Source organism: Spirillospora sp. CA-128828, assembly GCF_050945415.1.
Taxonomy (GTDB): Bacteria; Actinomycetota; Actinomycetes; order Streptosporangiales; family Streptosporangiaceae; genus Spirillospora.
In genome coordinates, this window is record NZ_CP191986.1 from 2,042,204 (window position 1) to 2,055,262 (window position 13,059).

A 13,059-nucleotide genomic window follows, 5' to 3' on the forward strand; every position below is an offset into this window, starting at 1 on the left:
GCCACCCCATCAGCGGTCTGGCCCTCCGGCCGACCAGCAGGGGCACGGTCTGACCACAGAAGTCGACTGCTTCCGGCGTCGATAGTGCTCACCTGCTGGCGGCTACGGCACCGAGTCTCTCCGACCCGGCAGCTCCCATTAGGCGTCGGCGGGCTCGACCTCGGGCGCCGCGTCCTCGGCCGGCTCCGGCTCCGGCAGGACGGCCGGGACGCGGCGGCTCCACGCCATCGCGGCGGCGAAGCACGCGAACGGGAGGGCGGGCAGGACGTAGCGGTAGTCGAAGTCCACCGTGACCGGAGGGACGGCCAGGAGGGCGACGGCGGACGTCCAGAAGAGCGCGGTCCGCGCGCGCGCCCGCCTCCACACGATCCCGGCCGCGCCGACGAGCAGAACCCCGCCGAGGACGGTGCCGGGCACGCTCACGTGCTTCTGGTAGTCGCGCATCACACCGGCGTAGGGGTCGACGATGTGCGTGCGGCCCGTCCCGTGCGAGTACTCGTCCACCACCTCACGGCGGTCACCGCCGCCGAGCACGGGGAGATCCGGCTTCCGCGCGGCCGGCTTCGTCGGGAAGTGGTACCGGGCCTCGGTGCCGACCGTCGGATAGCGGGAGCGGTGCCATGAGAACGTCCGGACGAAGAAGTCGTACGAAACGACACGCAGATAGTCGAGCGGCTGGTTCTTGATGGCCCAGAACGCGAACCGCTGCGCCCGTGCGTTGGTCTCCTCGTCGAACGCCTCGCCGTTGGACCAGCCGGTCGGCGAGTTGTCCTCCCAGATCTGATGGGACGAGGCGGGCCGGTCGTCCTTCGCGCCGTACGGGCAGAGCTTCGCGATGTCGGGCGGGGGCGCGAACCGATCGCAGTCGGCGAAGGCGGCCGCGCGTCCCCACAGGAAGATGCCGTCCACCCCGGTCATCTGGAACCGGCCGTGCTCCTGCTGGAACCACGTCGCATACGCCCCGACCGGCAGGACGAACGTCACCGCGAGGGCCACGTGAACGGGCCATCGCGTCCGCCTCACGAGGAGATACAGCAGGGCGATCAGGAACAGCGGCAGGCCGATCGTGCGCGTGACGGACGCCAGCCCCAGCAGCGCCCCCACGAGCGCGGCCCGCCGCCACCCGGTCGCCCCCGGTTTCGCGAGCAGCAGCATCGCCCCGAACACCAGAACGGTGAAGACGGTGTCCGACAACAGCAGATGTTCAAGCTCGATCTGGTAGGAGTCCAGCAGAACGGGTGTGACGGCCAGCGCGGCCCACGTCCGCCGCACCTCGAAGTTCCGCACGAGCATCCGGTAGCCGAGCCCCGCCACCCCGACGATCGCCGCATGCTGCAACGCCGTGATCAGCATCAGGCTGTGGAACGGCTTCAACGCCCAGAGGAAGAGCCCGTACCCGGACGGCCTCAGCGGATGCGGGAACGGGTCGTCCGCGATCCTGACGAAGTCGTAGCTGTCGTTGAACCACAGCACGCCCCGGAACCCCAGCATGGTGACCACCCGCAGCACGACGCCGGCGAGCAGCACCGCGCAGAACAGCCAGTTGCGGCGGACGGCCAAGGGGGAGAACGGCACCGGGAACCTAACTGTGGACGTGCGGGCGGACAGGATCCTGCGCCGATCCAGGACCGGCGGCGTCACGCCTGGGCGGGGGACGTCACCACTACCGCCCACGTATCGGCGAGATCCTACCAGCGCCCCCCATCACCCCCCGGGCCGTGCCGAACATGGCCGGGGCGGTTCGTAAAGGTTCTTGACTTGGGTCGCGGAGCCCGGACGGTCCTTACTGCACCCCCCGCCACATCAGTCTCCCGGCAGCGGCCTGCCGCGGTCATGAGTTGGAGAGCAGACCTTGTTCAAGGGATTGGCGCGTCACCTGTCCGCATTCGCCGTGATAGGGGCGCTCTGCACCCTTGTTTGGCTCGTGCTCTATCTCCTGTTCCGGATGGTGATGCCGTCACTGGCCGCCAACGCGCTCTCGCTGGTGATCACGACGGTCGCGAACACGGCGGCGAACCGCCGCTTCACGTTCGGGGTGACCGGGTCGGAGGGCGCGCTGCGGCATCAGCTGGAGGGCGGCGTGGTCTTCCTGATCGGCCTGGCCCTCAGCAGCGGCGGGCTCGGCCTCGTGCACTGGCTCGCGCCGACCGCCCCGCGGGCCGTGGAGATCACGGCGATGCTGGGCTCCTACGCCCTGGCCACCCTGGTTCGCTTCGTGCTGTTGGGCGGCTGGGTCTTCCACCCGCGCCGGGGTGCCGCGGCGGGGGAGGCCGGTGATCTGGAACCGGTGGAGATCCCGGAATCCACACCCCCTCCGACCCGGGTGGGTTGATCTCCCGGCGGCGTCCCGGCGCTCAGGCGGTGGTCTTCTTGGGCGCTGTCCTGGGGATGGCGGCGAGCTGGGTGGCGTGAGCGACCAGGCGGTCCTTGCTGTCCCAGATGTGGACGAGCTCGTCGATGCGGTCGGTCGTGACCTGGGTCGCCTGCATGCGGACCCGGACCGGGCCGGGGGCCGGGAGGCACCGGATGTAGGCGGTGAACTGGATCGTCGGCGCCCAGCCGGGGAGTTCCAGGTCGAAGGTGGCGGCGGGGAGCATGTCCAGGGCCACCAGCAGGCTGAGCGGGTCCCAGTCGCTGCCGTCGGCCAGGCGCTGCCAGCCCGCGACCAGCCCCCGGCGGGAGGGCCGGCCGAACGCGAACCCGAGAACGCCCGGGTCGACGTGCTCTTCGACGACGTCCATCAGCGGCACCGGGAAGCCGGCGCCGGGCGGGTCGGTCGGGGCGAGGAAGCAGTCCTGAGGTTCGGGTAGTTCGACCGGGCTCATGGACGTCCACCAGGGATCGGCGTCTTCCAGTCGCTCCTGGGTCACCAGCGCCTCGACCATCGGCTGGTCGTCCTGGATGAGCCGGGCCCGGTACTGGGCCGTCGTGCGGCCGACGCGCAGGGTCTCCACGCACACCTCGGCCGGCCCGGGCACGGGGGCCCGGAGGAAGGCCGCGCTGGACGCGGACAGATGCGGATGCTCGTCCCCGGCGACCCGTCCCACGGCCCGCCCCAGGATCGCCAGCAGGTAGCCGCCGTGGAGCTTGGTGTCCACACCCCATTGGGCGTGCAGTTCCGCCGTGAACCGTTCGAGCCCTCCGGTCGCCTTCAACGGCTCGACCGCGGTCGCCGTCACAAAGTCTCGCACGAATCCCCCAATTTCGGCATGACGAGAAAGAAGCGAATGGTCCGACGTCGCCAGATGCTCCCTTGTCTTTGAACATACGCTAGCGTATGGTCATTCCATACGCAACAGTATGGTCATAATTCGACCGAATGGGGAAGCCTGAAGTGACAGTGGTCGACCATTCACGGGCGAGCCTGAGCCCGGTGCGCCTGCGGTGGGTGCTCGCGATTTTGTCCACGGCCTCGTTCATGGCCGCCCTGGACCTGTTCATCGTGAACGTGGCCTTCAGCGACATCGGCCGTGACTTCGGGGCGCAGGCGTCCGACGTGTCGTGGGTCCTCAACGGGTACGCCATCGTGTTCGCCGCCCTGCTCGTGCCGCTGGGCCGCCTCGCCGACCGCTACGGCCGCAGAACGGGGTTCGTCGCCGGCGTCCTGCTGTTCACCGCCGCATCGCAGGCGTGCGCGGCGTCGACGTCACTGTGGATGCTCGTGGTGGCCAGGGCCTTCCAGGCGGCGGGCGCGGCGGCGCTGATCCCGACAAGCCTGGGCCTGCTGCTGATGGTGTTCCCGCCGGAGCGCCGGACCGCCGCCGTGCGGATCTGGTCGGCCGGCTCCGCGCTGGCCGCGGCGGCCGGTCCGGTGCTGGGCGGTTTTCTCGTCAACGCCTCGTGGCGCTGGGTGTTCGAGATCAACATTCCGGTGGGGATCGCCGCGGCCGTGGCGGCCGTCCGGCTGGTGCCCGACGCCCGGGACGGCGCCGGCACGAGGATTCCCGACCTGTTCGGCGCCGGCCTGCTGGGGACCGCGATCGGGCTGCTGTCGCTCGGGCTGGTGAAGCTCAACGACTGGCCGGTCCCGCGCACCACGGCACTGGTGCTCGCGGCTCTGCTGCTGCTCGCCTGGTTCTGGTTCCGGTCGCGGCGCCATCCGTCACCGGTGATCGAGCCCCGTCTGCTCGGCGTCCGGGTGTTCGCCTGGTCGAACGTGACGATGCTGCTGTTCTCGATCGCGTTCGCGGCGAACCTGCTCCTCACCATCATGTGGCTGCAGGGCACCTGGCGGTACTCAGCGGTCCGCACCGGCTTCGCCATCGCCCCGGGAGCGCTGATGGTCCTGGTCACCGCCGCGGTGGCCGGTCGTCTGCAAGGCCGCGTCGCCGCCGGTGTGATCACGGCGGCGGGCTGTGCGCTGTGCGCACTGGGTGCCCTGGTCACGGTTCTGCGCGTGGGGGAGTCGCCCGGTTATGCCACGGAGATCCTGCCCGCCTGGCTGATCGGGGGCGCCGGGACGGGCCTCGCGCTCCCGACGATCCTTTCCGCCGCGTCCGAGGGCCTGCCCCCGCACCGGTTCGCCACGGGCAGCGCCGTGGTGAACATGAGCCGGCAGATCGGGAGCGTGTTCGGCGTGAGCCTCCTGGTCGCCGTCCTCGGCACGCCGATCGGATACGCGGCGACACACCGTGCCTTCATGAACGTGTGGCTCCTGGTCGCCGGATTCCTGTTCGCGGGCGCGGTCACCGCCCTGTGGATGCGTGAGCGCGAGGCGGGCACCGCCGTGTCGGATCCTCCGGCATGATGGGGCGACCGGACATGACCGCACCGACGAATACGGACAACGATGCCGACCGCGCAGGACTGGGTGAGAGCGGCCCTTGATTTCATCGGCGAGGGCGGGCTGCCGGCGGTGGCGGTGGAGCCGATCGCCGTCCGCCTCGGCGCCACCAAGGGCAGCTTCTACTGGCATTTCCCCAACAAGACCGCCCTTGTCGATTCGGCGCTCGCCCACTGGGAGAAAGAGAACACCGAGGGAGTCATCGCCACCGTCGACGCCGAACCCGACCCGGCGCTGCGGCTGCGCAAACTCTTCTCCGCGGTGCCGTCGGCGACCGGCGGCGACCCGGTGGAGATCTCCCTGATGGCCGCCGCGAAGAACCCGCAGGTCGCGGAGGTGTTGCGACGGGTCACCGAACGGCGGATCGACTACGTCGCACAGATCTTCACCGATCTCGGCTTCCCGCCGGACGAGGCTCGCCTCCGCGGTCTGCTGGCCTACACCGCCCACCTCGGGAAGGTGCAGATGATCCACGCCGTCCCGAGCGCCCTGCCGGCGAGCACCGAAGAGCAGGAACGCTACCGGGACCTGATGCTCTACATGATCCTCCGCCGCGACTGAACCCCGCACCCGCTCCGCGGCCGCGGCGACGCGGCTCACCCGCGGGGTGCGAACCCTAGGCTGATCGCCATGACGAATGGGGATATGCGCTACGGACAGTGCGGCGCGTGCGGCGCCGGCGAGGTGTTCCGGGGCGAGTACAGGGCACAGAGCGCGCTCCGCCAGACGGGCGGGAGCGGGTTCGGGGCAAAGCAGCCCGTCTTCGACGCCTTCATTTGCGCAGCCTGCGGGAATACCCAGTTGCATATGCAGCTGGACGCGAAGATGGCCTCGCACATACGACGCAAACTCCAGTGGATTCCGCCGGCCCAGGCCACGCGCTAGGAGCCTGGGCCCGCCCATCAGAGGGCTCGCAGGTCGATCGCTCGGGCGATGGCCTGGTAGCCGGCGTCGTTGGGGTGCAGCCCGTCCTCGTACACGTAGGCGAGCCGGGGCCGGTCCCGGTCGGCGGGGTCGGCCAGGATCCGGTCCACGTCCACGACGGCGTCGTACTCGCCGCCGGTCCGGATCCAGTGGTTGACGGCGTCGCGGACCTTCTCGACCTGCGGCGTCCACACGGGGAACAGGGCCCCCTTCAGCGGCAGGACCGTGGCGCCGACGACCTTGACGCCGCGGGCGCGGGCGGCCCGGATCAGTCGCCGCTGGGCGTCGATGACCTGCCGTGCCGTCGCCGGGCCGCCCGGACGCAGGCAGGGGTCGCCGGGCGTGTCCCGGATGTCGTTGGCGCCCAGGTGAACGAGTACGGCCCGGACGCCCGGACGGTCCAGGGCGTCGCGCCCGAAACGGGCGGTGGCCCGGTCGCCGCCGCACGAGGAGTCGTGACGCAGCCGGTTCCCGCCGATCCCGGCGTTGACCACGCCGAGCGGGCGGCGCGCCGCCGCCAGCCGTTCGGCCAGCATGTCGGGCAGCCGGCCGTCGGCGCCGTGCGCGGAACCGACACCGTCGACGAGCGAGTCCCCGAAGGCCACCACGGTGCCCTGGCCTGCGGCGCCCTCGTCCGGTACGTCCACGCCCGACAGGTAGTACAGCGCGTCGGTGGACTCGCCGTAGGCATCGGAACCGACGTCGGACAGGTGGTCGCCCGACGCCCGGTAGGCGGGCTGCGGGGTGAAGCGATGGAAGGCGGCCGGCCCGGTCGCCTCGGTGAAACGCAGGGTGACCACCAGCTTCTCCAGCGGAGACGTGGCGAGCGGCATGGGATCGCCGGCCAGCTCGCCGCCGGGGCGCACGACGGCGGATCGGCCGCCGCCGAACGTCAGGGGCACCACGGTGCCCGGCCACGCCTTGGCCCCGCCGGCGGATCGGCCGATCGTGGCTCCGGCGACCTTCAACGGCTTGGTCCCGTACAGGTTGGAGAGCCGGATCCGGACCCGCGTGCCGCCCGCGCTCATCCGGATCACCTGGCGCAGCGAGTGGTTCCGGAATCCCTCCGTCGACCAGTTCGGCCCGTTGTCCTCATTGCCCGCCTGGGGCCGCTGCATCGCGGCGCCCCAGCTCTGGAACCAGCGCGAAGACGGATTGGACGCCAAGCGGGCCGACGGCGGAGCGGCGGATGTCGGATGCAGAAATCCGCCGATCAGCACCAAACCGGTGACGGTGGCCAGGGGAACGGCTTTGCGGGGGGAGAGCTTCCATTTCATGATGTGAATCCCACCGTTGAGGCGCCGTCACCTGCATCACGCCAGTCCCCCAACTTCCAGGTACGCCTAGCACTACCTCTGCCGCGAAGAGGCGAGGAGCACGGCGGTGTCGGTTAACGTACGCCGTGTGCCAGCCGACCCCCCGCCCACGCCGCTCGCGGCGATCGGCCGGCGCCGGTTCCTGCTGACCGCATGGCCCTGGCGGTCGGCCGGCTACCTGGCGTCGAGCGTGCCGATGGCGTTCACGGCGGGTCTGCCGATGGCGATGCTGGGCATGCCGTGGCTCCTGGCGCTCTCCGCGGACGCGGACTTCGGCGAGCGGGCGTTCCTCGCCGCGCTCGGCGCGCTGCTGATCGGTGGGCTGGGGCCCCTGCTGACCATGCCGCTCGCCCGGCTGGAGAGCCACCGCCTGCGTCTGGTGGACGACCGCCCCGTCCGTGCGGGCCATCGCCCGCTGTCAAGCCCCGGCGTCCGGACCTGGCTGCGCACCCGCTACCGCGAGCCGGTCACCTGGCGGGAACTCGGCTACTTCCTGCTCATGATCAGCGTGGTGCCCCTCGCGTACGCGGCTCTGCTGTCCATGCTGGCGTTCCTCGCGGCCTGCCTGGCGAGCCCGCTGATACTTCTCGGCGGCGACGGTCCGATGGCGCTGGGCCCGGCGAAGGTCGGCACCACCGCGGACGCGTTGCCGTTCGCGATCAGCGCCTCGGTGCTGCTGCCCGCCGTCCCGTACCTGCTGGCGCTGTCCGCGGGGGCGCATGGGGCGCTGGCCAGGGCGCTGCTGCGACGCGGCTCCGGCGAGCGGCTCCAGGCCGAACTCGTCGAGGTCGCACGGTCCCGGGCCCGGCTCGTGGACGCCTTCGAGGCCGAACGGCGCCGGATCGAACGCGACCTCCACGACGGCGCCCAGCAACGCCTGCTCGACCTGACCATGCGGCTCGGCCTCGTCCACCTGGACCTGCCGCCCGGATCCCCGGCGGCCGACGGTGTCGCCGACGCGCACCAGCAGGCCAAGCGGCTCATGGAGGAGCTGCGCGAGCTGATCCGCGGCATCCACCCCCGGGTGCTCACCGACCGGGGACTCTCCGCCGCACTGCGCGAACTGGCCGACCGTTCACCGCTGGACGTCACCGTCGAGGCCGAACTGCCCGCGCGGCCGCCCGTCCACGTGGAGAGCACGGCCTATTTCGCCGCCACCGAGGCGCTCACCAACGCCGCGAAGCACAGCGAGGCGGACCGGGCGCGGGTGGCCGCACGGTGGGACGGAGACGTCCTCACCGTCGAGATCGCCGACGACGGTGTCGGCGGGGCCGACCCCGGCCGCGGCACCGGCCTCACCGGCATGGCCGACCGGGTCGCCGTGATCGACGGCAGACTACTGGTGTCGAGCCCGGCCGGGGGCCCGACCGTCGTCCGCGTGGAGCTTCCGTGCAGCTTGAACGATCACTCACCCGGGTAGTCCTCGCCGAGGACGGCGTCCTGCTCCGGGAGGGCCTCTCGGGCCTGCTCGCCCGGTTCGGATTCGAGGTCGCCGCCGCCGTGGAGGACGCGGCCGCCCTGCACACCGCCGTGGCCGAGCACGCCCCCGACCTCGTGGTGACCGACATCCGCATGCCACCGGACTTCTCCGACGAGGGCCTGCGCGCCGCCGTGGAACTGCGCCGCGCCGATCCGGGGCTGGCGGTGGTGGCGCTCAGCCAGTACGTCGAGCTCAGCTACGCCTCGGACCTGCTCGACTCCGCGGACGGCCGCCGGGTCGGCTACCTCCTCAAGGACCGGGTGGTGGACGTGGCGGAGTTCGTCGCCGCGCTACGCCAGGTGGTGAACGGCGGAACCGTGGTGGACCCGCAGGTCATCCGCCAGCTGCTGCGCCGCCGACGCGACCCCCTGGCGGACCTCTCGCCACGCGAACACGAAGTGCTCGCCCTGATCGCCGAAGGCCACTCCAACGCCTCCATCGCCAGGCAGCTGGTCATCACGGAGGCGACGGTGGGCAAGCACGTCCGCAGCATCCTCACCAAGCTCGACCTCCCCCAGACCGAGGACACCCACCGCAGAGTCCTGGCCGTCCTCACCTACCTCCGCGGCCAGGCCCCCAGAACTCCTCACTGACCGGGATGGACCGCGTTGAGCCGACCGGCATGACCAGCGGTGAAGCCGATCTGACGCTGATCTGAAGCCGGTCGCTGTTTGACTGCGCCGTGCCAGGCCCTCATCGCGGGGCCCGTCCGGATCAGGAGGAAGTTATGCGACGACTCCACAAGGCTCTCGCCGTCACCGGTGGGCTGACCGTGCTCGGGTTCGGCCTGACCGCGCCTCCCGCGCAGGCCGCCGGCGACTGCCTGAACGGCTACGTCTGCATGTGGGAGGACCCCGGCTATTCCGGGAGCAAGTACGTCGAACAGCCGGGCCAGAACGGCCGCTACGAGATCGACGGGTGGAACGGCGACAACGAGATCTCATCCGTGGTCAACAACACGGGCAAGTGCATCGTGCTCTACGCCAACGACGGATGGACGGGCCGAACGCACTCCATCCAGAAGTCCGGTACCCAGAGGCTGAGGCCGAACCTTCAACTGAACGGCTACGACAACGAGGCGCAGAGCTACGGCATCTTCAACACCGGCTGCTGAGCGACCACCGAGACACGGCAAAGCGGCCCCCCGCGGAGGGGGCCGCTTTAGTTGATCAGGAGGTCAGGGGTCCTCAGGACCCCGCGCCCTCCTTGTTGTGGTCCGGCTCGGCCCCGCCGTCGGCGGCTGGAACGGGCCCGGCGGCTCGCTGGACGAGCAGCAGCGACCGGACGGCGATCTTGGCGGCATGCCGCCGGGCCTCCGGCTTGTTGCGGCCCGGCTTGCCCGGTCCATACGTGACGCCGCCGATCGTGACCTTGGCCACGAACATCTTGCTGTGTTCGTAGCCCCGCTCCGTGAACGTGTACACGGGCGTGCGACGTCCCGCCGGCTCACGAGAACCGAGCTGCTGGAGGACTGTCGTCCAGTCCACCTGCGAGCGTGCGCTCGTCGGCCATGTGCCGAGTTCGGCGATGAGATCCTCCAGAGGCTCGGTGAACAGGTACTTCACGAGCATGGAGGCCGCCGCCGGCCCGCAGTCCTTGTGGACCGCGGCGGTCACGGCCTTGAGCCTGCTGGCCAGGATCGACTGCTCATCGCCCCCGCTGGTGCCGTTGTTGCTCCGACTGGGCTTGATGTAGTCGCCGAACCTGAGGTAGCGGGCCACCTCGGCCAGCGTCTCCGTGCTGAGCAGGGTGTCGCGTAGCTCGACCCGTAGGGACCGCGGCACTTCAGCGTCGGACACCATCTCGGTGACGGCGAGAGCGATCAACGGTTCGCCGAGAAATTCCGAGGACTTGTTGCCCCTCGTCAGCGTCTGCTTGAGCAGTGCAGGGCGCTGGACGTCGACGCCGAAGGCGTTCAGGATTGTGACGAGATCCTTTGCAGGATCGAGCTGCGGCTCCGGATTGGTAGCCATATTGCTCCTCATCTGCTTTGCGGTTCTTTCCTGGGGGTGCTCCCGAGTGCACCCAGGTCACACCGTCCGGACGACCGTCTGAGACGCAAGTCCGAGCGCGCAGCCGAGACCTATCGTCCAAGCACGGCTTGGGCGACCTGCTCGGGCAGTTCGGCGACCATGTTGTGACTGCCCGCGAGTTCGAGCACGCGCAGGTGCGGCCGATCGGCGGTGAGGGGCAGCAGGTCGCGGCGGATTCCCGCGCGCAGCGCCGGCATGAGCTCGCCGACGCGGCCCGGCAAGCCGGGCAGGTTCTCAGTGGCCAGGACGAACAGGGCGGGGCAGCGGATGTCGGCCACCGCCGCGATGGTGTCCTGGAAGTACGGGTCGTACCTGATCTGCCTGGCCAGCGCGGCGTCAGGCCGCACGTAGACACCCTCGTCAGTGGTGTGCAGCGCCCGCTGGGGAAGCATCGCGGCGTGGGTCTCGGGCAGCGGCCGGGCCATCGCCTCGGCCTGGGCGTCGAAGACGGCCTTCAGTTCCGCCAGGAGCGCGGTCAGCTCCTCTTGCCCGATGCCTGCGTAGTGCCGTGGTGCGGTCTCGGCCGAGCGCAGGCCGTCGAGGTTGACGATTCCGGGGCCGTCCGGGTGGCGGAGCGCCCATCGCACCGCGACCATGCCGCCGAGGGAGTGGCCGACCACCACGGGAGCGTCCAGGCCGAAATGGTCGATGACCGCCTGCACATCGTCCAGAACCGCCTCCCACTCCCACGGCCCGTCGCCGGACAGCCCGTGGCCGCGCAGGTCCATCGCGACGACCCGGTGTGCACCGGTCAGCAGCGGCGCAACCGCGTCCCAGTGCAGGAGGGTGCCGCCCAGGCCGTGGAGCAGCAGCACGGGAGATCCGCTGCCGCCGTGGTCGCGGACGGCCAGCCGCACCGGACGATCACCGATGATCACTTCTTGGGGTGGCACGGGATGCTCTCCTGGGGGCGGTTGAGCCGGTCGCGGATGGAGGAGGTGGTGACGCCGCCGTCGGGATCCTTGTCGAGCTTGCCGCGTTTGACCAGGTCGTGGACGCCTTGCCGGGTGATGCCGAGCATCGCCCCTGCCGTGGAGTACGACACGGCCGCAGCCGCGGGGTGGCCCGTCGAGCGGGCCACAGCCCGCCCCAGCGCGGTACGCCACCACGAGGTGGGCGGGTCGAAGGGTGCGTCGCTGGGGAACAGCACCCCGATGAGCCGGGCGGCGGTGAGGGTGGCCCGCTCCCGGTCGGCGCCGAGCAGTTGGGCGGCCCAGACCTCGGCCTCCACGCGCAGCTGTTCCCTGATCGGTCCGAGAGCCTCGTCGGAGGCCAGCAGGATCTCCAGCGGGTCGAGGATCCGCGTCTCCAGCACCCGGACCAGCTCGGCCACCAGTTCGACATGATCTTCCGTGGTCGTCACTTGACGAAAGGTAGCAAGTACTTGCTCCTATGTGTCAAGTAGTGGCTGAGGTGCCCGGACATGCCTGAGCCCCGGCTGGGCGCGGCCGGGGCTCTGTGGCTGGTCGAGGGGTTACTGCTGCTTGAGGTCGGTCAAGAGTGCGCGGAACGCGGCCAGTTCGAGGAGAAGTTTGGGCCCGTCCGGGTCCTTGGAGTCCCGCACGCCCACCCCCTTTACAAGGGCCGCCAGCTCCACACAGTTGCCGCCCAGGTTGTCGCTGTAACTAGACCTTCGCCAGTTCAGCTCCATCGTTCCTTCAAAACCTTTCGGATGAGGTTCCGGGAATCTGCCACCGAAAGAGCATGTGCCTGAAGGGTGGCAAATGCCTTGCTTGCGTAGAGCGTATCGGCCGGATCGTTGGAGGTGTGCCCTCCGTTCAGAGTCGACAGATACACGACCTCATCGCCGTTCTCCTGGGTGGCCAGTGTGAAGGGAGCGTGGACGCCCGGGTAGTAGGCGACAGGCGCTATCTGGAGCTTCACGTGCTCCAATGTGGACATGGCCAGGAGATGTTCGCACTGGCTACGCATCACCTCACGTCCCCCGACGACCCGATGCAGGACGCTTTCGTCCAGCACCACGCACAACGTGGGCGGGCTGTCGTCGTTCAGGATGGACTGTCGGCGCATCCGCGCGGTCACTGCAGCATCATCGACCAGTAGTGCTCTGGCGTAGTCCTCGTTCTGGAGGAGGCCATAGACAAGTGTGTTCTCGAACGCCCGAAGGAACGCGGCCGAAGCCTCAGCCTGGGGAAAGTCGGCGAAGAACTTCGGGTAGGCGGATGACTTGACGATGTCGTCCCATGCGTCAGTGAGGGTCGTTCCGGTGCCGAAGGCCTCGTCCAGCCGGATGGCGAAGTCCCTCCTGCATCGGGTCGTCCCGTTCTCCACCTGAGCGATGTAGCTCCGGCTCACGGCGGCGCGTTTGGCCAGTTCGAGACGAGCCAGGCCGGCCTCATTCCGAAGTCGGGTCACTTCCTGGCCGAAACTGATCGTCTGACGCGTCGGCCTCCGTGCAGCCATTTCGGCAACCTCCTTGTAACCGATTCACATCCTCTGACAGTGACTTGCGTGTGTTATCGCCATTCCGTAGCCATGCTACGCACTGCAGTGGATTCTGTG

14 protein-coding genes are annotated in these 13,059 nt (G+C 69.8%); 6 read left to right on the forward strand and 8 right to left on the reverse strand.

Annotation, left to right across the window (positions count from 1 at the left end; all coding sequences use genetic code 11):
* Positions 1–138: 138 nt before the first annotated feature.
* On the reverse strand, positions 139–1,575 hold the full coding sequence (locus tag ACQPXG_RS10240) for a hypothetical protein (protein ID WP_433467396.1): 1,437 nt from the start codon (positions 1,573–1,575) through the stop codon (positions 139–141).
* A gap of 277 nt (positions 1,576–1,852) precedes the next feature.
* Here ACQPXG_RS10240 and ACQPXG_RS10245 point away from each other — a divergent pair, with 277 nt between their 5' ends.
* Entirely contained in the window at positions 1,853–2,332 is a 480-nt protein-coding gene (locus ACQPXG_RS10245; RefSeq protein ID WP_433467397.1) for a GtrA family protein, read from the forward strand.
* Positions 2,333–2,354: 22 nt separating this feature from the next.
* Here the strand turns inward: ACQPXG_RS10245 and ACQPXG_RS10250 are convergent, their stop codons facing one another.
* Positions 2,355–3,191 (reverse strand): thioesterase family protein, encoded by an 837-nt coding sequence (locus ACQPXG_RS10250; protein ID WP_433467398.1) that lies wholly within the window; start codon positions 3,189–3,191, stop codon positions 2,355–2,357.
* Positions 3,192–3,319: 128 nt separating this feature from the next.
* On the opposite strand from ACQPXG_RS10250, the gene ACQPXG_RS10255 reads away from it, so the two are divergent.
* Positions 3,320–4,747, forward strand: coding sequence for an MFS transporter (locus tag ACQPXG_RS10255; RefSeq protein ID WP_433467399.1), 1,428 nt, complete (start codon positions 3,320–3,322; stop codon positions 4,745–4,747).
* A gap of 42 nt (positions 4,748–4,789) precedes the next feature.
* Positions 4,790–5,344, forward strand: a complete 555-nt coding sequence (locus tag ACQPXG_RS10260; protein ID WP_433467400.1) for a TetR/AcrR family transcriptional regulator — start codon at positions 4,790–4,792, stop codon at positions 5,342–5,344.
* A gap of 341 nt (positions 5,345–5,685) precedes the next feature.
* Here ACQPXG_RS10260 and ACQPXG_RS10265 read toward each other — a convergent pair whose 3' ends face one another.
* Positions 5,686–6,984 (reverse strand): GDSL-type esterase/lipase family protein, encoded by a 1,299-nt coding sequence (locus ACQPXG_RS10265; protein ID WP_433467401.1) that lies wholly within the window; start codon positions 6,982–6,984, stop codon positions 5,686–5,688.
* 127 nt (positions 6,985–7,111) lie between these two features.
* Between ACQPXG_RS10265 and ACQPXG_RS10270 the strand changes: the two genes are divergently transcribed.
* The 3 genes from ACQPXG_RS10270 to ACQPXG_RS10280 all read left to right on the forward strand — a co-directional run bounded on the left by ACQPXG_RS10270 (position 7,112) and on the right by ACQPXG_RS10280 (position 9,617).
* Positions 7,112–8,443 carry a sensor histidine kinase gene (locus ACQPXG_RS10270; RefSeq protein ID WP_433467402.1) on the forward strand — a complete coding sequence of 444 codons (1,332 nt, stop codon included), beginning with the start codon at positions 7,112–7,114 and terminating at the stop codon, positions 8,441–8,443.
* The gene (locus ACQPXG_RS10275; RefSeq protein WP_433467403.1) at positions 8,413–9,096 is read left to right on the forward strand and encodes a LuxR C-terminal-related transcriptional regulator; all 684 of its coding nucleotides are present in this window, start codon (positions 8,413–8,415) and stop codon (positions 9,094–9,096) included. Before ACQPXG_RS10270 ends, ACQPXG_RS10275 begins: the two co-directional genes overlap by 31 nt.
* A 134-nt stretch (positions 9,097–9,230) precedes the next feature.
* Positions 9,231–9,617 carry a peptidase inhibitor family I36 protein gene (locus ACQPXG_RS10280; protein WP_433467404.1) on the forward strand — a complete coding sequence of 129 codons (387 nt, stop codon included), beginning with the start codon at positions 9,231–9,233 and terminating at the stop codon, positions 9,615–9,617.
* Positions 9,618–9,690: 73 nt separating this feature from the next.
* Here the strand turns inward: ACQPXG_RS10280 and ACQPXG_RS10285 are convergent, their stop codons facing one another.
* The 5 genes from ACQPXG_RS10285 to ACQPXG_RS10305 all read right to left on the reverse strand — a co-directional run bounded on the left by ACQPXG_RS10285 (position 9,691) and on the right by ACQPXG_RS10305 (position 12,960).
* Positions 9,691–10,476, reverse strand: a complete 786-nt coding sequence (locus ACQPXG_RS10285) for a putative dsRNA-binding protein (protein WP_433467405.1) — start codon at positions 10,474–10,476, stop codon at positions 9,691–9,693.
* Between the two features lie 110 nt (positions 10,477–10,586).
* Positions 10,587–11,429 carry an alpha/beta fold hydrolase gene (locus tag ACQPXG_RS10290; RefSeq protein WP_433467406.1) on the reverse strand — a complete coding sequence of 281 codons (843 nt, stop codon included), beginning with the start codon at positions 11,427–11,429 and terminating at the stop codon, positions 10,587–10,589.
* Entirely contained in the window at positions 11,411–11,899 is a 489-nt protein-coding gene (locus ACQPXG_RS10295; protein ID WP_433467407.1) for a hypothetical protein, read from the reverse strand. Before ACQPXG_RS10295 ends, ACQPXG_RS10290 begins: the two co-directional genes overlap by 19 nt.
* 111 nt (positions 11,900–12,010) lie before the next feature.
* Positions 12,011–12,187 (reverse strand): DUF397 domain-containing protein, encoded by a 177-nt coding sequence (locus ACQPXG_RS10300; RefSeq protein WP_433467408.1) that lies wholly within the window; start codon positions 12,185–12,187, stop codon positions 12,011–12,013.
* A complete protein-coding gene (locus ACQPXG_RS10305) occupies positions 12,178–12,960 on the reverse strand; it encodes a helix-turn-helix domain-containing protein (RefSeq protein WP_433467409.1) in 783 nt (260 codons plus the stop codon). Before ACQPXG_RS10305 ends, ACQPXG_RS10300 begins: the two co-directional genes overlap by 10 nt.
* Positions 12,961–13,059 lie beyond the last annotated feature (99 nt).

Bases quoted from the DNA above. Each gene is read 5' to 3' on its own strand.
- ACQPXG_RS10260 (WP_433467400.1), top strand. From the start codon at position 4,790: ATGCCGACCGCGCAGGACTGGGTGAGAGCGGCCCTTGATTTCATCGGC.
- ACQPXG_RS10305 (WP_433467409.1), bottom strand. From the start codon at position 12,960: ATGGCTGCACGGAGGCCGACGCGTCAGACGATCAGTTTCGGCCAGGAA.
- ACQPXG_RS10280 (WP_433467404.1), top strand. From the start codon at position 9,231: ATGCGACGACTCCACAAGGCTCTCGCCGTCACCGGTGGGCTGACCGTG.
- ACQPXG_RS10285 (WP_433467405.1), bottom strand. From the start codon at position 10,476: ATGGCTACCAATCCGGAGCCGCAGCTCGATCCTGCAAAGGATCTCGTC.
- ACQPXG_RS10255 (WP_433467399.1), top strand. From the start codon at position 3,320: ATGGGGAAGCCTGAAGTGACAGTGGTCGACCATTCACGGGCGAGCCTG.
- ACQPXG_RS10300 (WP_433467408.1), bottom strand. From the start codon at position 12,187: ATGGAGCTGAACTGGCGAAGGTCTAGTTACAGCGACAACCTGGGCGGC.
- ACQPXG_RS10265 (WP_433467401.1), bottom strand. From the start codon at position 6,984: ATGAAATGGAAGCTCTCCCCCCGCAAAGCCGTTCCCCTGGCCACCGTC.